This window comes from Clostridium taeniosporum (assembly GCF_001735765.2).
Classification (GTDB): domain Bacteria; phylum Bacillota; class Clostridia; order Clostridiales; family Clostridiaceae; genus Clostridium; species Clostridium taeniosporum.
Genome location: NZ_CP017253.2, coordinates 1,710,991 through 1,729,815 on the forward strand (window position 1 = coordinate 1,710,991; position 18,825 = coordinate 1,729,815).

General features: G+C 26.0%; 18 protein-coding genes. 5 read left to right on the plus strand and 13 right to left on the minus strand.

What is annotated here, in order from left to right; all coding sequences use genetic code 11:
* Positions 1 to 48: 48 nt before the first annotated feature.
* Positions 49 to 1,689, minus strand: coding sequence for a sensor histidine kinase (locus BGI42_RS07930; RefSeq protein WP_069679808.1), 1,641 nt, complete (start codon positions 1,687 to 1,689; stop codon positions 49 to 51).
* 430 nt (positions 1,690 to 2,119) lie between these two features.
* Entirely contained in the window at positions 2,120 to 3,784 is a 1,665-nt protein-coding gene (gene hcp / locus BGI42_RS07935; RefSeq protein WP_084023859.1) for a hydroxylamine reductase, read from the minus strand.
* 288 nt (positions 3,785 to 4,072) lie between these two features.
* On the opposite strand from hcp, the gene tnpA reads away from it, so the two are divergent.
* The 3 genes from tnpA (at position 4,073) to tnpC (ending at position 6,464) form a co-directional block, all read left to right on the plus strand.
* Entirely contained in the window at positions 4,073 to 4,405 is a 333-nt protein-coding gene (gene tnpA, locus BGI42_RS07940; RefSeq protein ID WP_069679809.1) for an IS66 family insertion sequence element accessory protein TnpA, read from the plus strand.
* The gene (tnpB, locus tag BGI42_RS07945) at positions 4,393 to 4,743 is read left to right on the plus strand and encodes an IS66 family insertion sequence element accessory protein TnpB (protein WP_069679810.1); all 351 of its coding nucleotides are present in this window, start codon (positions 4,393 to 4,395) and stop codon (positions 4,741 to 4,743) included. The genes tnpA and tnpB overlap by 13 nt, the downstream gene beginning before the upstream one ends.
* A 110-nt stretch (positions 4,744 to 4,853) precedes the next feature.
* Positions 4,854 to 6,464, plus strand: coding sequence for an IS66 family transposase (gene tnpC, locus BGI42_RS07950; protein ID WP_084023860.1), 1,611 nt, complete (start codon positions 4,854 to 4,856; stop codon positions 6,462 to 6,464).
* 234 nt (positions 6,465 to 6,698) lie between these two features.
* Here the strand turns inward: tnpC and BGI42_RS07955 are convergent, their stop codons facing one another.
* Positions 6,699 to 7,433, minus strand: coding sequence for a tetratricopeptide repeat protein (locus BGI42_RS07955; RefSeq protein ID WP_069679811.1), 735 nt, complete (start codon positions 7,431 to 7,433; stop codon positions 6,699 to 6,701).
* 133 nt (positions 7,434 to 7,566) lie between these two features.
* On the opposite strand from BGI42_RS07955, the gene BGI42_RS07960 reads away from it, so the two are divergent.
* A complete protein-coding gene (locus tag BGI42_RS07960; RefSeq protein WP_069679812.1) occupies positions 7,567 to 8,067 on the plus strand; it encodes a spore coat protein in 501 nt (166 codons plus the stop codon).
* A 95-nt stretch (positions 8,068 to 8,162) separates the two neighbouring features.
* Here BGI42_RS07960 and BGI42_RS07965 read toward each other — a convergent pair whose 3' ends face one another.
* The 3 genes from BGI42_RS07965 to BGI42_RS07975 form a co-directional block, all read right to left on the minus strand.
* A complete protein-coding gene (locus BGI42_RS07965) occupies positions 8,163 to 8,621 on the minus strand; it encodes a hypothetical protein (RefSeq protein WP_069679813.1) in 459 nt (152 codons plus the stop codon).
* Positions 8,622 to 8,718: 97 nt separating this feature from the next.
* A complete protein-coding gene (locus tag BGI42_RS07970) occupies positions 8,719 to 9,909 on the minus strand; it encodes a deaminase domain-containing protein (protein WP_084023861.1) in 1,191 nt (396 codons plus the stop codon).
* Between the two features lie 408 nt (positions 9,910 to 10,317).
* Complete coding sequence (locus BGI42_RS07975; protein WP_069679814.1) at positions 10,318 to 11,535, minus strand: MFS transporter; 1,218 nt, start codon at positions 11,533 to 11,535, stop codon at positions 10,318 to 10,320.
* Positions 11,536 to 11,680: 145 nt separating this feature from the next.
* Between BGI42_RS07975 and BGI42_RS07980 the strand changes: the two genes are divergently transcribed.
* Positions 11,681 to 12,580, plus strand: coding sequence for a LysR family transcriptional regulator (locus BGI42_RS07980; protein WP_069679815.1), 900 nt, complete (start codon positions 11,681 to 11,683; stop codon positions 12,578 to 12,580).
* 274 nt (positions 12,581 to 12,854) lie between these two features.
* Here the strand turns inward: BGI42_RS07980 and BGI42_RS07985 are convergent, their stop codons facing one another.
* From BGI42_RS07985 to BGI42_RS08015, 7 genes are all read right to left on the minus strand, one after another.
* Positions 12,855 to 13,520: a 3-oxoacid CoA-transferase subunit B gene (locus tag BGI42_RS07985; protein WP_069679816.1), complete on the minus strand. Its 666-nt coding sequence runs from the start codon at positions 13,518 to 13,520 to the stop codon at positions 12,855 to 12,857.
* The gene (gene ctfA / locus BGI42_RS07990; RefSeq protein WP_069679817.1) at positions 13,521 to 14,174 is read right to left on the minus strand and encodes a butyrate--acetoacetate CoA-transferase subunit A; all 654 of its coding nucleotides are present in this window, start codon (positions 14,172 to 14,174) and stop codon (positions 13,521 to 13,523) included.
* 73 nt (positions 14,175 to 14,247) lie between these two features.
* Positions 14,248 to 15,651: an aldehyde dehydrogenase family protein gene (locus tag BGI42_RS07995; protein ID WP_069679818.1), complete on the minus strand. Its 1,404-nt coding sequence runs from the start codon at positions 15,649 to 15,651 to the stop codon at positions 14,248 to 14,250.
* A gap of 665 nt (positions 15,652 to 16,316) precedes the next feature.
* Positions 16,317 to 17,057, minus strand: coding sequence for an acetoacetate decarboxylase (gene adc / locus BGI42_RS08000; RefSeq protein WP_069679819.1), 741 nt, complete (start codon positions 17,055 to 17,057; stop codon positions 16,317 to 16,319).
* Positions 17,058 to 17,614: 557 nt separating this feature from the next.
* Entirely contained in the window at positions 17,615 to 18,070 is a 456-nt protein-coding gene (def, locus tag BGI42_RS08005; RefSeq protein WP_069679820.1) for a peptide deformylase, read from the minus strand.
* Positions 18,071 to 18,307, minus strand: coding sequence for a helix-turn-helix transcriptional regulator (locus BGI42_RS08010; protein ID WP_069679821.1), 237 nt, complete (start codon positions 18,305 to 18,307; stop codon positions 18,071 to 18,073).
* Between the two features lie 182 nt (positions 18,308 to 18,489).
* Entirely contained in the window at positions 18,490 to 18,822 is a 333-nt protein-coding gene (locus BGI42_RS08015; RefSeq protein WP_069679822.1) for a cupin domain-containing protein, read from the minus strand.
* Positions 18,823 to 18,825: the final 3 nt, after the last annotated feature.

Sequence of the window (18,825 nt, forward strand, 5' to 3'; positions counted from 1 at the left end):
AAATTCTAGTACTATGTTATAAAGGAGCTGCTTTGAGACAGCTCCTTATCATTTAATATCTGAAAATTCAATAAGTATTTTACTATCAATTTCATCTTTTTTATGTAAATTATATTCAAAGTTATCCATTTTTTTATTTAACTTTATTTTAGGTAAATTTATTACAAATTCACAACCTTTTTCATTATTATCCTTTAGATAAATCTCTCCATCATGAGAATCTACTATGTATTTTACTAAAGATAATCCTATTCCACTACCTTCAGCATTTCTTCTAAAAGATTTATCTACTTGAACAAATCTTTCGAAAATACTTTTTCTAAATTTTTTAGGAATACCTATACCATCATCTTTTATAATTATACTTAAATAATTATTATTTTTACTTTCAATTTTTACATATATATTTCCGTTATCACTAGTAAATTTAATGGCATTAGAAAGCAAATTTAGAATAGCCCTCTCTAAATTCTCAGGATCACATTTCATTTGAAGAAATTCGCAATCTGTATCAAAAATTACATTTCTTTTTTTTGCTTTTTCATATTCTGCTATTGACAAAGTAACATTTTCCACCAAACTTATAATTTCACAATTAACAAAGTTCATTTTAAAACAACCTGCATCAAACTTAGTAACATCTATAATATTATTTATTAATCTTAGCATTCTAGAACAGTTTTGCGAAATTGTATTCTTATATTTGCTATAATATTTTAGAAATTCCTCTTCATTATAATCATACATTTTTAATAACTGAAAAGATGATATAATTATATTAAGAGGAGTTCTAAGCTCATGAGAAATATTTGCAAAGAACTGTGTTCGCATTTCTTCTTCTTCTTTTAATTTATCCATTTCATTTTTTTGGCTAACAACCTCATAACTTAATTTTCTATTTTCCTTAGACTTAGTTATTATTTCTAAAAATAAACTTATTATTATTATAAAAAACCCCAAAGCTAATAAACATCTGTTTAGAGCATACATTCTATTTATATCTGTATATAAATTTTCTACCAAAAGTACTCTGCTTAAAAACATAACACTTAAACTAACAAATGTTATAAAATAATTAAATTTTCTTTCTTTAAAATACTTAACATAAACCTCCAAAATTAGTGAATAAGTTACTAAATTTATTACTTGTTTGATTAAAAAAAGAATATTTATATTACTTATATAATGATAATTTTCTGTTATATTTAAATCTGTAATTATACATATAGCATTAATAATTAATACAAAAACTATTCCAACAAATCTATTTTCGCATAGTAATTTAGTAATTTTATTTTTATTAAATATAGTTAAATATAATAATATACTTCTAAAAATAGATGTTAAACCTATAAAAACGGAATTTGAATGCATAAGTCCTATTATATCTGCATGTTTAATAAAAAATTCAACAAATATAAATTCTGAATATATGGATATATAATTTAATGAAAGCATATAAAAATAATCATCTTCATACAAATAATAATATAAAAAACAACAAAAGATCGATATAAAACCTATTATATAATTTATTCCTTTTATATCTTTAACAAGTGTTAACTCATTTAAATTAATATTATTAGCAATAACAATATTTAATTTAAAAATTAAATAAAAACTAATTAAATTTATTAATATAATTAATATTAGTTTTTTATTAATTCCTTTTATTTCTTCTTTCAGCAAGTTAAAGCCTCCCCGATCAACAAATTCAATATAATTTTTATATATAAATAAAAAACTAATTTTATAATTCCTATGAACTTAACTATAAGTACATTAAGTACATTTTAGTGATTTTTTTTACATCAATATCTATTTATATCAATATTTGTTGAAATTTCTTATAAACGCCTGTCCGTATTATAACATTAATTAACATTAATTTAAATAGTATTTTCATTTTTTTCAATATATCGTAAATTATATACATTAATTGAAAAATAAAAAGGTATCCTGAAAACTCCAGTATACCTTTTTAAAAATATATTTATTTTAATAATATTCTATTTAAAAATCTTTATTTTAAATTCTCACTCTCTATTTAATAAAAAAATTGTGAAATTGCTTCAATTATAATCTTAATATTAAACACACCTTTTCACAAATAAATACTTTACAATGATATTCCTTGTTGTAAACAAGTCTTTAAATCATCGTCTGGCTCACTTATTAATTGTAAATTAAATGTATCAACTAAATATTGAAGTACATTAGGACTAATAAAGGCTGGTAAAGTTGGACCTATAAACATCCCTTTTATTCCTAATGAAAGCAATGCCAAAAGATCAGCAACAGCTTTTTGTTCATACCAAGACAAAATTATTGATAATGGTAATCCATTAACATCTGTATCAAAAGCATCAGCAAGTGCTGTTGCAATTCTAACTGCAGAATATGCATCATTACATTGACCAACATCTAATAGTCTTGGTATTCCAGCAACCTCTCCAAATTCTAGTTTATTAAATCTATATTTACCACATGCAAGAGTAAGTATTATACAATCTTTTGGAACTTTCTCCGCAAATTCTGTATAATAATTTCGCCCCGGTTTAGCACCATCACATCCACCTACTAAAAAGAAGTGTCTAATCTTTCCTTCCTTAACTGCATTTACTATTGTTTCTGCATTACTTAAAGTGGCATGATGTCCAAAACCTACTAATATTTCACGTGGCTTTTCTGATTCCTTAAATCCACCAAGTTCTAATGCTTTTTCAATTATAGGAGTAAAATCTTTATACCCATTCTTATCTGCTTTTATATATTCAACTCCATCCCAACCAACTACACTTGTTGTAAATATTCTATCTTTGTATGTTTCTCTAGGTCTCATAAGACAATTTGTGGTCATAAGAATACATCCAGGAATTCCATCAAATTCTTTTTGTTGATCTTGCCAAGCCCCTCCATAATTACCTACAAGATGCTTATATTTTTTTAATTCTGGATATCCATGACTAGGTATCATTTCTCCATGAGTATATATATTAATTCCTTTTCCTTCTGTTTGCTTAAGTAACATCTCTAAATCTCTTAAATCATGGCCAGATACAATTATAAAAGGACCTTTTTTAATATGTACGTTTACCTTATGTGGCGTTGGATTCTTATAAGTTTCAGTATTAGCCTCATCTAATTTCTTCATTACTGCTACACTCATATCTCCAGTTCTCATAGTCATTCTAATCAGTTCTTCAACGCTTAAATTATCATTTGTTGTACATTCTAACCCTCTAAAGTAAAAGTTATCTACCTGGTCATCACAATATCCTAAAAATCTAGCTTGATGTCCATAAGCACTTATACCTTTTAAACCATAAATAATTGTTTGCCTAAGTGATCTTATATCTGCATCTATAGTTTGATTAAACATTATTCCTGCTCTTTTAGAATCCTTCAGCATTTCTTCCTTAGTATCACTTAAGTTATAAGTTGCTTCTTCTGAATATTCCTTATTATTTCCTACTTTATCTCTCAATTCTTCTTTAATTTTTTGAGATTCTTTAAGCATTTCTACATGAACTTCTGCATCAAAGTTAACATTAGTAAGTGTTGTAAATAATGAATTTTCTACAAAACTAACAATACTCTTATCTATGTTTTCTCCATTTTCTATAAGTTCCATTGCATAAATGCTTATACCTTTGCACTGATATATAAGTAAATCTTGAAGATTTGCTACTTCAGGCGTTTTACCGCATACTCCCATCTTAGTACAGCCTTTCCCCCCTGCTGTTTGCTCACACTGATAACAAAACATTGGATTTTCTTCCATGAATATCACTCCTAAAAAATTAGTATATACTAAGTATTCCACTTAATATAGATTGATATGTATAAAATAAAAAATCCTCAATAATTATTATTTGGAATTTGATTTTCCATTTTATTTGCTGATTATTAAAATTAATTAACTTAGTTATAATGATTCTTCTTTTATTTTTTTGAGTATTACTTTAGATTAGTATTACAAAATCATTTGTAAGCGTAAAAAAATTACTGTCTAGATAATACCAAACCTTCTTGTTAAAATTGCATTAAAATATAACAAGGAGGAATTGTTATGGTTAAAAAAGGAACAGATGTGAAATGGAGAGAACTTGTAGAGAAGTTTTCTTCTTACGAAGGGACGTTAGATAGTTTCTGTAAAGAAAATAGTATTAGTAGAAGTCAGTTTTACTATTACAGAAAGAAATTTGAGAAAGAGAATAATACGACATTTCAAGCTATAGCTTTAGAAAACAATAATACAAATATATTAACAGTAACTAATAATATTAAATCAGCTACTGAGATTAAGATAGAAATTGGCAAAGCTAAAATATTTATACCGGCTAATGAAATAGCTTTGTTATCAAATATACTTAGGGAATTTAGTAAAACATGCTTAATATAGATAAAGTAGATACTGTATATTTAGCTTGTGGTATAACAGATTTACGAAAAAGTATAGATGGTTTAGTTATGATCGTTCAAACACAGTTAAAGTTAGATCCCTTTGAAAAAGCTCTATTTGTCTTCTGTAACAGGTCGATGAATAGATTAAAAATATTACATTTTGATGAAGGTTTTTGGCTATATTATCATAGACTTGAAAATAATAGGTTGAAATGGCCTATGACTAAAGAAGAAGCAATGAAAGTAAATAAAGAAGAATTAAGTTGGCTACTTAAAGGATATGAAGTTAGAACTACATCAAAATTTAAGCCTATAAAAGAAAAAAATTGTTACTAAAACATTTGAAATTACAAATAGAAACTCTTGATTTAAAAGTGAGCAAGCTCTTCTAAAATCAAGGGTTTTATGGTATAATATACCTATAAAAATTGTTGAGAGGTAACAAAATGGATGGCTTAAATTTAAACAATCAACTTGATGAAAAAACACAGTTATTGATTTCGAAAATGGAAAGAGAAATTGAGTTAAAAGATTCAGAAATTCAAAATCTTAAAACTGAATTAGCATTTTTGAAAGGTCAAATTCTTAATAAAAATAGAAAGATATTTGGAAAATCTAGTGAACAGGTAGATTCTAATCAAATGTCTCTTTTTGACGATGCTGAAAATAACTGTGACTTTAAAATGGCTGAGCCAACAATGGAGGAAATTGCTTATACAAGAACTAAGTCATCTAAACACATTGGCAAGAAAGATAATTTAGCAAATTTAGAAAGAATCATTGTTGAACATAAGCTTGAAGAAAATGAAGCAATATGCAGCAAATGTAATAATTCTTTAGTTGTTATTGGACGTAAATCAAAGGAAGTATTAAAATACATACCAGCAAAACTTTATATAGAAGAACATATTACATATAGTTATGCTTGCAAATCTTGCGAAGCGGAAGCAGGTGTTGCAAACATAATTTCAACAAAATTACCTAATACTATATTTTATAAAAGTATGGCATCAAATGAATTAGTAGCTCATGTCATAAATATGAAGTATCAGCATGCAATGCCTTTATATAGATTAGAAACCTACTTTAAGATGCTAGGTGCAAATCTTTCAAGACAAACATTATCTAATTGGATAATGAATAGTGCTACTGAACTTCAAGTTGTATATGATATTATGAAAGAACAACTTTTAAAGAAAAATTATATACAAGCTGATGAGACTACCGTTCAGGTTATTAATGATAGCGGTAAGGATTCAAAGTCCAAGAAATATATGTGGTTATATAAATCTGGAGCTTTAAAAGATCCAATTATTTTATATGACTATCAGAATACAAGATCTAGCTCTTGTCCTAAAGAATTTTTGAAAGGATTTTCAGGATATCTTCAAACAGATGGGTATACCGGATATAATAGAGTCGAAAATGTGAAACGATTATATTGCCTAGCTCATATCCGAAGAAAATATCATGAAATAATAGTAAACTTAGATGAAGAAGCCCTAAAAAAATCACGTGCTATAATAGGGTTTAATTATTGTGAAAAACTTTATAAAATAGAAAAAGACTTAAGGGAAACTTATAGCAAGGACGAAGATTACTATAAAAAACGATATAAAATAAGGCTTAAAAAGTCAGCGCCAATTCTTAATGAATTTCAAGAATATGTGGAGAGAGAAATAAAAAATGCTCTTCCAAAAAGTCCGTTAGGTAAAGCTCTTGACTATACTAGAAAGCTTCTATCTGATATGAAAACACTTTTAGAAGACGGATCTTTAGAAATAGATAATAATGGAGCTGAAAGAGCAATAAAACCATTTGTTATTGGTAGAAAAAACTGGCTTTTCTCAAATACAGCAAAAGGTGCAAAATCAAGTGCTTTAATTTATAGCATAATTGAAACCGCTAAAGCCAACGGTTTAATAGTAGAAAAATATTTAGTATATTTATTTGATATGTTAGCTAATACAGAGTCTAAAGAAAAAGAAACTTTAAATAATTATATGCCTTGGTCAAAGGCTCTTCCCGACGTGTTGCGCATTAAGGTTGGTAAATAACTACTACTAAATATAATATTAAATTTTCAAACCCAACAGAAGCATTTTCCACTTCTATTGGGTTTATTTTATCATTATGGAATTATAATTGCTATGCGTCGAATTTTTGACCCTTACAATCATTTATAATAGTTAAATACTTCTATTTATGATTAAAGACTTATGAGTAAACAAATAGATGTGTTTACTCATAAGTCTTTTAATGAAATTCAAATAAAATTATTTTTTCTATAACTAAAACTCTATAGTTTCAGAAACAATTCCTTGTTCCCTCATCTCTTCAATAGCCCCTTTATATTCTTTTATTTCTGGTGCAACTTTAGAAGCTAATTCATAACAATATAAAGCCCTTTTTTCATCATCAAGATGATGATAACAAGCCGCCAATTTATTAAGTAACAAGTGATTATTTTTATCTATTTTAATTGACATCTTGTAATATTTAATAGCTAATTTATAATTAAGGCTTAGTTTATCACATTCTTTAAATTCTAGAACATTTTCTCTGTTCATATATATATTTCCTATACATTCATATACTGCACACATTAACATTCTATAATTATTTTTTTCTTCATCTGAAAATCTTTGTTCGCCTTTTCTAAAATAATCTAATGCCTTGTCAGTATCACCTAATTCTGCATAAGAAAATCCTATATACATAATACTTGTTGAATCTTTACTAAGTTCATAATATTTTTCAAAACATTTAATTGCTTCATCAAAATTTCTTGAAGCTCTATAAATAGTACCCTTTATAAAAAGTGCATAATAATTTTTAGGATTAAACTCTATTGCTTTTTCAACAAAGTATAATGATTTTTGAAATTTTCCTTTTTTAAAATCACTCATTGCAATATTATTTAAAACTTCTGATAATTCTTCTTCGGTTTTTATTGTTCCACCTGTTATATTGATTTTATTTTCTTTTAAAAAGTTATCTATTTTTTCCTTTAAGTTTTTTTTCATTATATTTTACACCTACTTTGGTATTTAATTTTTAATAATATTTTAACATAAAAGTAAATTCTTTAGTAAAAATATTACTAACAAAATGAATAATATTTTACTTTTTAGTAAAACTATACTTGGAGGTGTTTTTATGGTAAATCTAAGTATGAAAGAAAAAATGTTATTGCAAGATGAAAAAAGTCATGAAGAATTATGTATTGAAAAATATAATAGGTATTCTCAAAAAGCTTGCGATGCAGAACTAAAAAATTTATTTACTACTTTAGCTCAAAATGAACAACAACATTTGAATTCTATTAATCAAATGTTAAATGGTACAGTTCCTAGTGTAGGGCAAGGACAACAAAATCAAGGACAAAGTGGAATGCAAAATCAATCTACTAACCAAAGTCCTATTCAAAATATGAATAGTGCTACTTCTCAATTAACTCAAAATGATATAAATAATGATAAAATCTTATGTCAAGATTCATTATCTACTGAAAAGTATATATCATCTACTTATAATACTTCTATATTTGAATTTAGAGATAAAAATATGAGGCAAGTATTAAATCATATTCAAAAAGAAGAGCAAGAACATGGTGAACAAATTTATAATTATATGAGTCAACATGGAATGTACAATTAAATAAAACTTTAGTAAAACAAAAATGGATTCAAGAAGTTCGAATCCATTTTTGTTAAAAAATATAAGTTATTTGATTAACATTCTTAATAATTTTTCTAAACTACCTCTTTAATTTTATTTAATCCATCATTTTCATCTTTAATCTCTTTTAACACTTCCATACATATTACGTAGTATTTATATTTTTTATCATTTTCTCTAATACAATTATGTACATTAAATAAACTATTTATTAACATGATAACAAATATAATAAATGTACTCATAGCTATAATATAATTTTCAATATATTTTATAAAAAAACCACTTAAAAAAGCAGAAAGAACCATAACAAATATATTAAAATAATAACGTTTTTTTTCTAAATTATAAAAAATAAACCTTTCCTTTAAATATACTTTTTCTATATCTATATCTAAATTTTCATTTTTTAAATAATCCATCTTTACTCGCTTATAGATTTGTCTAATATCTTTTTCTTTATCTTTATACCTAATATAATCTAAATGTATATTTCCAAATGGTTTATTACCAATCGCATGCCTTCCCCTCATATTCTCATCTCCTATATATAGCACTTTTACTATATTATGTATTATTTTTGCAAAAAAATAAAGAGTAAATTTAAAATCACTCTTTATAATTCTTAAATTACTCACCGTATTTTTTGCTATATTTAACCTTAACTTTTATCTTTGGATGCTTTTCACAAAATTGGTGAATTACGTAATAACAGCTTGGACATGGTTCATGTTTAGTATATAAAATAAGGTTACCTTCATTATTTAAAGATTTTGCTTCTATCTTCCTGTGTATTTCTTCTAATATCTTTTTTTCACTATCATTAACTCTATTATAGCCTATCCCTAAATCACCTAATTTATTAACTTTACTACTTTTAAAAATTGCTTTTTCTGCTGGAATCACCTTGCAATATTCCTCTATATCATTACTTCCACTTATTGCTCTAAACTCTTTATTATCATATGTTGCCACAGCTATATTTATAGAATCTTGTAAAGTCTCACTTTGATTTATCTTAAAAGTTGACTTTTCTTTTTCATCAACTTTTATATATTTACTTATATTCTTTATTAATCGTTGAATTCTTGGTATGTTATTACTTAAATATTCATGATATTCCACAGACCCTTTCTTTGAAGAAATACATTTATAATCTATCCTTTTAGGAACATCTATAGATATTGTTTTAATTTTAGATTTTACATTGTATGTTTCTTTAAAATTTTTATTTCTAATGACAAGCATTTTTTTTAATAGCTCAATATCTTTTGCATAAAGATATTCCTTACTTATTTCTTTTTCTAAATTTTTTAATCTTCTATTATCTTTTTCATCTATTATTTCAGACACGTCTTTCTTTGTCTTTTTTATAACTTTTATAATATGTTCAACATTATCTCGAGATTTAGGTTCTCGCTCATATTCAATTCTATGTATATTTAATTTCTTTATTTTACTTATTTTTTCGCATAACTTATTATGTTCATTTTCAAATATTATCATCTTTTTTATATAATCAATTAAATCTTTAATATTATATACTTTATACGTAATTTCAGGATCATTAAGATTATCATATAAATGATCTACTAAAATATTATCTACTTTTAAAATACTTATTAATTCTTTTTTAAACTTGTCATCATCAAAACTGCTTATCTTATATCCTTCTCTTTTAAGTGCTTCTTTAAGTTCATCTAAATCATTTATCTTTATACGATCTCTTTTGGTTCTGTTTAATAAAAACTCATCTTTTATATTGCCTTCAATACTTCTGATACTATATCTTAAAGAATTGAAGGATTCTTTTTTCTGCACAACATTTCCTCCAAATTAACAATTTCTTAATTTATAATTTCTATTCTATTAATAAAATCATAGAAAACATGCTAACTTATATTATACATTTTATCTTATAATATACAATTCCTTGTAAATGCAAAATTAAAGATTGTTATTTAAAGCATTAATACCTATACATTAAATAATCTATGAAATATTTAAATGCATCTCATGTTAATGTTAATCCATAGTAAATAAGCCATTCTTAAAATCTTAAACTTCCTCTAATACAGTAATAGTAACACATTACAAAAATTTTACCAAGTGATTTTAAAATATTGAATAAGTCTTTTTTATATTTAATAAAACCTGTGTTTATAAGACTTTATACATATTTTTCCAAAATAATCACTTGGTAAAATATAAGATTTTTATTTAATTATATTATTTTTGTAAATCTAAATTTTTATTTGTAAATTTACAGGCAATATTCTTACTTTTTATGTCCTCATTAGAAACTGGTAATTTTCTTGCTAATAATACTGCAAGTATTGGCATTATAATTAAAGTACATAATGCTGTGTGTATTCCATAGTTATCTGAAATCCATCCAAGTATCGGTGATACAACACCTCCCATTGTTACTCCTAATCCCATTGTTACACCTGACGCTAGTCCAACATGATTTGGTAGATATTTTTGTCCAAGTGCGATCATTGGGCTATATGGCATATATAAGAAAAATCCTAATGGAATTAAAATTATAGTTACTATCATTGGATTTTTTATACTTAGAAATGCTATTAACAATGGTGCTAAACAAGAATAACCAATTATTATTATCTTCTTATTTCCAACTTTATCTGAAAGTTTTCCTGAAAATAGTGTACCAACTGCTCCAACTACAATTAATGTAGATAATGCTATACTGCCATGTACTTCTGATTGGTTTAATACATGTACAAAATAAAGTGCTAAAAATGTATTAAGTCCAAAAAATACTGTTGATCTACAAAGAAGAGTAAGAGTTAGCCTACTAAAAGCTCCCCATTCATCAACTTTTACTACTTCTTCACGCCTTATAGAATTACCTTCATTAACTAAATTATCTTCATTATTAGAAAAATATTTTGATTCATATAAAAGAATTAATCCCATTATTATTGCTGGAATACATAATATTAATGTTCCCTTTAATCCCCAAATTGATAAAATTACTGTTGTTATTATTGGCCCTACAGCAAATCCAATATTTCCTCCAGCTGCAAATTGACTTACTGCTGTAGTTTTATTCTTGCCTGAAAACTTATTTGTAAGTCTTGCTCCTTCTGGATGATATAATGCTATTCCTATTCCACTTAAAGCTACTAAAGCAAATATCATATTATAATTCTCTAAAACCCCTGATATTCCAATTCCAATACCTCCTAGTAATACACCTGTTCCAAGTGCCCAAGGAAGTGAAATTTTATCTGCATAAATTCCAAATAAAGGCTGTATAATTGATGAGCTTGCATTTGCTGCAAAAATTAAGAATGCTGCTGCTGCATAACTTAAATTTTTCTCCGATACAAGAAATGGTAACATTGCTGGTAATGCTCCCTGATATATGTCTGTCACTAAATGACCAGCTGCAAATAGTCTTATAAATTTTTTGTTCATATCAATCCTTCTTTTCACTTTTATTTATATTTACTTGTAAATATATAATTTTTTCTTTATCATTATATCAATAGTAAATCTATATTTAAAATACATATTAGGAATAGATTTATATCTAAAAGATATGAATAGATAGGTGATTATAATGGATATAAGACAACTTAAATATTTTTTAACTATAGCTGAAGAAGGACATATAACAGCAGCAGCTAAAAAATTAAATATTTCTCAACCACCATTAAGCAAGCAACTGAAATTACTAGAAGAAGAACTTGGCGTAACTTTATTTAATAGAACAAGTAGGAGTTTAGAATTAACAGAAGCTGGTATTTTACTTCAAAGTAAGTCATCTCAACTTCTGAAATTATATAAATCAACTTTAAATGAAATGAAAAATTTTAATAATGGGATAGCAGGAACACTAGGTATAGGAACAGTATACTCTTCTGGAATCAAAGTGCTACCTGAAAAAATAAAAGAATTTTGCAATAAATATCCTAAAATAAATTATGAAATATATGAAGGTAATAGTTTTAAAATAATAGAGCTACTAAATAATGGAATAATTGATATTGGATTTGTTAGAGAACCCTTTAACTTATCATTATATAATTCATTTATAGTAAAAGATAATCTTAAAACTAACTTGAATGACTATTTTGTTACAATTGCTAAACCTGAATTCTATAACAATGCTGAAAAAGATACTATTCTTCTTAAAGAATTAAAAAATAAACCACTTATAATTAATAGAAGATATGATGAAATTATAAAAAATGTTTGTAACAAAGCTGGCTTTGAACCACAAATAATCTGTAAGAATGATGATATTATAACTGCATTAAGCTGGGCTGAAGCTGGAATTGGAATTTCAATTTTACCTCTTACTGCTTCTAATATTTTACCAAATATTAATCTAAAAATGAAAAAAATAATAGAACCATCTATTCAATCATATTTAAGATTGATATGGCCTAAAAATAAACCTTTATCTAATATATCACGTAATTTTATAGATATATTTGATAAAAACATTTTTGATTAACCAAATTGTCTTATTTTTAGAAATAAACCATTATAATAACCAAAAAGAGACTTTCTCAGAAGTATTTTTAATCATTCTGAGAAAACCTCCCTTTTATTTTAAACACTAATTAATATTTTAAGAATTTAAATATTTAACTTTTAATGTTATTAACGCATTTTATTTCTTTCCTTATAACTTGTACATAAATTAAGCCTTTTTATCATATTGGTTTTATAAATAATTTTCTTTTTATTATTTATAAAATCATCATAAAATAAACATATTATAAATTTTATACAGCCATACGGTTTATACTATGTGGTATAATTAAATCTGCTTCTGTTAAAGATTTAATTTCATCAATTGTTGTATATTCATTAATCTCTCTTAAAAGTAAACCATTCTCTGTTACTTCAATTACACAAAGTTCTGTAATAATTAAGTTTACTTGTGATTTTGCAGTTAAAGGTAATCTACATTTTTTAAGGATTTTAGGTTTTCCTTTTCCAGTATGCTGCATTGCTACAATTACTTTTTTAGCACCTGTTACTAAATCCATAGCACCACCCATTCCTGGTACCATTTTGCCAGGTATAATCCAATTAGCTAAACTTCCTTCTTCATCTACTTCTAAAGCTCCAAGTACAGTTACATCAACATGTCCTCCTCTAATTAAAGCAAAAGACATAGAACTATCAAAAAATGATGCTTCTGGTAATGCTGTTACACATTGTCCACCTGCATTTATTATATGCTCATCTTCATGTCCTAATGTTGGCATTCCTCCCATACCTATCATTCCATTTTCAGATTGAAAAGCTATATTCTTTTCTTTTGGCACATAATTTGCCACTAATGTTGGAAGTCCTATACCAAGATTTACAAGTTGTCCTTCTTTTAACTCTCTTGCAACTCTTTGGGCAATTATTTGTTTTGCTAGTTTACTATCTGTAATCACTTAAAATTCCTCCTTTACTATATAATTTACTAATACTCCTGGAGTCATTATATCCTCTCTATTTAATTCTTCACATTTTACTAAATTTTCTGCTTCCATTATTACATTATCTGCCGCCATAGCAATATAAGGATTAAAATTCTTTGTAGTTCCTTTATAGCAAGCATTCCCAAATTCATCTACTATACTTCCCTTTACCAATGCAACATCTGCTTTTAATGGGAGTTCTAATAAATATTCTTTTCCATCAATTGAAATCTTACGTTTTCCATCTTCTACAATTGTTCCTATGCCTGTTTGTGTTAATACACCACCTAAACCAGAACCTGCCGCACGAATTCTTTCAATCAATGTTCCTTGTGGTGAAAGTTCTACTTCCATTTCCCCACTATTCATTCTTCTTCCAGTCTCAGGATTTGTGCCAATATGAGAAGCTATGACCTTTTTTACTTGACCATTTACAACTAATTTCCCTATCCCTTTATCTGGATATCCCGTATCATTTCCTATAACAGTTAACTCTTTTATATTTAATTTTACCAGCATATCGATTATGGTTTCAGGAGTTCCACAATCTAGAAAACCACCAATCATAATTGTCATACCATTTTTAAAAATAGATGTTAAATCTTCAAGCTTAACTATTTTATTCATGTTAATATCTCCTTTATTTAAGAGTATATAATGTTCCTTATAAAATTAATTCAAATATTATATTACTAGTTATTTAACCTGCAAGTACACATCTTCTTTGTCTTGTAAAATTCCTTGCAGAAGTTATTCCTTCACCTGTAGGCCCTGCAATAGTAAAAGTAGTAAATCCTTCTGCTCCAAATCCTACTCCCGCAAAAGACTTAGCATTCTTTACAAAAATAGTTGTATCTATTTCTTTTTCAAATCTATTTAAGTTATCTATATTTTTTGAATACATATATGCACTATGCCTTTTACCTTGTTCTGCTGTTTTGGCACATTCTATTGCTTCATCAATATCCTTAACTCTTGCAATAGCAAGTATTGGCATCATAAGTTCTGTCATTACAAAAGGATGATTTACATCTACTTCACATATTATGCATTTAACATCATCAGATACTTTTTTACCTATTTTATCTAAAAATAATTTAGCATCTTTTCCTACCCATTTTTTGTTTATAACATATCCTGAAGGTTCATCTTTTTTCTCTATTAATACTAAATCTAATAATTTTGACACTTCGTTTTCATTTATTAGTACAGCATTATTCTTAAGCATATTTTGTATTAAATCATCTGCTACATTTTCGAAAACAAATACTTCTTTTTCTGCAATGCAAGGTAAATTATTATCAAAAGAACAACCTTCTATAATACTTTTAGCAGCATGCTTTATATCTGCACTATCGTCTACAATTACTGGTGGATTTCCAGCTCCTGCACCTATAGCTTTTTTGCCTGAATTCAAGAGTGTCTTTATTAAGCCTGGTCCTCCAGTTCCACATAAAAGTTTTACATATGGATGCTTCATAATTACATTTAAAGAGTCCATAGTTGGATTTTCTACTGTAGTTACTAAATTTTCTGGTCCGCCACATTTAATAATCGCCTTGTTTATCATATCTACTGCAAAAGCAACACATTTTTTTGCTCCTGGATGTCCATTAAATACTACAGAATTTCCTGCTGCTATCATACCTATACTGTTACATATAACAGTTTCAGTTGGATTAGTTGAAGGAGTTATTGCACCAATAACACCATATGGAGACATTTCTACTAATGTAAGGCCTTGATCACCAGACCATGCTGTAGTAATTAAATCTTCTGTACCTGGAGTATATTTAGCTACTAATTCATGCTTTAATATTTTATCTTCATATCTTCCCATATGTGTCTCATCTACAATCATTTTTGCTAATATTTCTTTATTTTCTAATGTAGCTTTTCTTATACCTTCTATAATTCTTTCTCTATCTTCTTTTGTATAATAAAGACTTAATTTCCTTTGTGCATAAATTGCCTTTGTAATAGCATTATCAACTTTTTCAAATACTCCTAAATAAGATTCTTTATTAATAGATTTGTTACCTTCAACCTTTCTTGTAATCTTTAAATTCTTTTTTTGTGATAATACTGATAAGTTTCTTTCCATATTGCTCCTCCTTATGATTATAAAATTTTTAAACAAAAACTCATAGGAATTTTTGATTTCTATCTTTTATTAATTAAATTATATAAAATTAAAAAACTATAAATTATTTGGATATATAATGCTATTTACAAATGATGAGATATCAGAAAAAAGTTTTATAAACTCTAAAAATAAGGCAGTAATTTTGTTTGATTGGTTCTCTGTAATTTCATTGAATATCTTGTATATTTAGTATATTATCACTAAATTATCCAAAATCAATATATAAACTTCATAAAATTATTAACAACTAGGTAAAACGTTAACAAACCAAGATATCATTATATATTTTTATATCATAAATTTTAAAGAATAATTATAAGGTGATTAAAAATAATATCGAATTTCTTTATTTTTTCTGAAAACCTTTTAATTTAAATTAATAAAAATTAATAATAATTAGTATAAAATGTAATATTTATTTTTTATCATTCAAACAAGTACCGGTATCGAAACAAAATATCAAAACTATTTTAAAATATTAATTTAAAAATTAGTATTAAAATTTCTTTAAATTCCTAATAACTAAAAAAAGAATATGATTTTTATATTAAATAAAAATCATATTCTCCATTTAATTTCTTAACTACTTATAACAATAAATATTTTTTTATTTATATATTAAACTATTTCTTAAGATAATCATATATAACTTCAGGAGATGGAAGAGTTAAATCTGTAAGAATATGATAACTAGAAACTATTTCTTTTACAGGTAAATCATTGAATGGTGCCATAGCATGATCAAATAGTTGCAATCTTGCAGGGCCAGTCCACGCTTCATGTATAGTAATATCTTTAATTTGTGCAGATATTAATTCACATATTCTTGGAGTTCCATCATAATTAGGTATAATTTTTAACATAAAATTAGGACGACAAATTTGTTCTTTTGCCTCATTTATATCTAAAGTTTTATGCTTATATCCCATAGTTGCTATTGCTACTCTTAATTTTCCATAATCTAATGTACCAACTAGTGTATCTGAATCAACAAATAGTTTTGGATAACCTAGTTTTTTAGGATATGCGCTAAGTTCTCTTCCCACAGCAATAGCTGGATGATTATCTAAATACATCATATGCAAATAGTCACCCTTTTTACCATTAAAGCTTACTGGTATAGCCTGTCCACACTCTGTATAAGAACCCAATCCACTTGTATCAGGCATAGCCATCATTTCAAATCTAACTAAAGGATCATCCCCTAATTCTAAAGGTTCTGGTACAACCTTGCGTAAAGCATCAGCATCAGTGCGATATATAATATTAAAATATTCACGATTATGGAACCTATAAGGTCCTCTTGGAAATGCTGGAGCCGTTAGTGGCATTGTAATTTGTTTAGATACTTCACTTTTTAACATAACTATTCATCTTCTTACCTTAAATATATTTAACATTCTCCTTTTTAATTTAGCTGTATTTTAAAATTGTGCTGTCATTATAGTATAAAGGTCAAAAATAAAATTTAAATCTTAATACTACAATTTCATATTTATAATAAAACATAGCTTATCATTAAAATTGAGATTTAAGATTTATTGAAGTAAATGAATCTTTGGATATGTCATTACCCATAAAAAGATTAATGCATAATATAAAAATAATCCTATTGTAGATAACCCTAATTATTTTTACATCAAGAATAATCTTTTAATAAAATATACCATAATATACATTTAAAGTAAATATACGAATAAATTTATAAATTAAAAAGAGATCTTTTTACTAATTTGCATTATTTAAGGATTTACACAATAAAAACATTACAAATTCATTTTTCTAAATAATTTGATATTTCATCTGTTATTACTTTTAATACCTGTATTGTATATATTTAATTAGTTTAAATAATTAAAACCCAGAAATTTTATTACAAAAAAAAGGCATGGATCATTTTATTTATTCCATACCTTTAATATTAAAAATCTAAATATTTAGTAACAAAATCAGTGAAAAGAATACCTTCTAGATGATCAATTTCATGACAGAAACACTTAGCTAAATCTCCTGTACCTGTTAATATAATTTTTTCTCCTTTTTCATTAAAGGCCTGAACTACTACTTTTGCAGGTCTTAATAATTTTCCAAACACATTTGGATTGCTTAAACATCCTTCTACAACTTCTTGACTTCCTTCTTTCTGAATTATTTTAGGATTAACTAATTTTATAAGCCCTTGCCCCATATCTATTACAACTAATTGTTTTAAGATACCTATTTGTGGTGCTGCTAATCCTCCACCATTTTCTGTATTATACATAGTGTCTGCCATATCATCTAAAATTTGTCTTATTTTATCATCTACAACTTCAACTTCTCTACTTTTCTTTCTTAATATTTCATCACCAAAAAGTCTAATTTGTCTTATTGCCATTTAAATTACCCCTTTACTTAATTGTGCTCTTGATTTCCTTTCACTTTCTTCAAAAAGAAAAACTTTCTCTATAGGACAGTGAAATACTTTTGAAATATCATAAGCTAACCAAATAGATGGTTCATATTTTTCTGTTTCAATATAATTGATGGCTTGCCTTGATACGCCTACAAGTTCACCTAATTGTTGTTGTGTTAATCCAAAAGATTCACGAAATTCTTTTAATCTATTTTTCATTAAAATCCGCTCCTGTCATGTTTACCTTACATATAAGTATATTATTGCTACGTTTCAATGTCAAGTTAACATTACATCCTATAGAAACTTCATCTTTATTTTTCAAAATTAAAAAGTCGTTGCATTTTATTTTGCAACAACTTCTTTTTGTTTTATTTTTTATTATGTGTATATTTGTTTAATTATTCTGATATTGTAACTAACACTTTACTTTTTATAGTTGCTATGACATTATGTTTTATTCTTGCATCAAATGGCATAAAATCACCTTTATTTAATTCAATCTTTTCTCCTGTTTCAAATTCCATTTTCACATTCCCTTCATATACAAAAATACTTGCATATCCATTATGAACATGATTTGGAAGTCCCTTGTTTTCTTCAAAACTAAAATATATTGCTTTAAATTTTCCATTAGATGATATTATTTTTTTACTTTCTTTGATTTTATCTATATTAATAAACTTTGAAACATTTTTATTTATAACTTTTACTTCTTTTCTCTCAAGTTTCATACG

Bases quoted from the DNA above. Each gene is read 5' to 3' on its own strand.
- hcp (WP_084023859.1), bottom strand. From the start codon at position 3,784: ATGGAAGAAAATCCAATGTTTTGTTATCAGTGTGAGCAAACAGCAGGG.
- tnpA (WP_069679809.1), top strand. From the start codon at position 4,073: ATGGTTAAAAAAGGAACAGATGTGAAATGGAGAGAACTTGTAGAGAAG.
- tnpB (WP_069679810.1), top strand. From the start codon at position 4,393: ATGCTTAATATAGATAAAGTAGATACTGTATATTTAGCTTGTGGTATA.
- tnpC (WP_084023860.1), top strand. From the start codon at position 4,854: ATGGATGGCTTAAATTTAAACAATCAACTTGATGAAAAAACACAGTTA.
- BGI42_RS07955 (WP_069679811.1), bottom strand. From the start codon at position 7,433: ATGAAAAAAAACTTAAAGGAAAAAATAGATAACTTTTTAAAAGAAAAT.
- BGI42_RS07960 (WP_069679812.1), top strand. From the start codon at position 7,567: ATGGTAAATCTAAGTATGAAAGAAAAAATGTTATTGCAAGATGAAAAA.
- BGI42_RS07965 (WP_069679813.1), bottom strand. From the start codon at position 8,621: ATGAGGGGAAGGCATGCGATTGGTAATAAACCATTTGGAAATATACAT.
- BGI42_RS07975 (WP_069679814.1), bottom strand. From the start codon at position 11,535: ATGAACAAAAAATTTATAAGACTATTTGCAGCTGGTCATTTAGTGACA.
- BGI42_RS07980 (WP_069679815.1), top strand. From the start codon at position 11,681: ATGGATATAAGACAACTTAAATATTTTTTAACTATAGCTGAAGAAGGA.
- ctfA (WP_069679817.1), bottom strand. From the start codon at position 14,174: ATGAATAAAATAGTTAAGCTTGAAGATTTAACATCTATTTTTAAAAAT.
- BGI42_RS07995 (WP_069679818.1), bottom strand. From the start codon at position 15,651: ATGGAAAGAAACTTATCAGTATTATCACAAAAAAAGAATTTAAAGATT.
- adc (WP_069679819.1), bottom strand. From the start codon at position 17,057: ATGTTAAAAAGTGAAGTATCTAAACAAATTACAATGCCACTAACGGCT.
- def (WP_069679820.1), bottom strand. From the start codon at position 18,070: ATGGCAATAAGACAAATTAGACTTTTTGGTGATGAAATATTAAGAAAG.
- BGI42_RS08010 (WP_069679821.1), bottom strand. From the start codon at position 18,307: ATGAAAAATAGATTAAAAGAATTTCGTGAATCTTTTGGATTAACACAA.
- BGI42_RS08015 (WP_069679822.1), bottom strand. From the start codon at position 18,822: ATGAAACTTGAGAGAAAAGAAGTAAAAGTTATAAATAAAAATGTTTCA.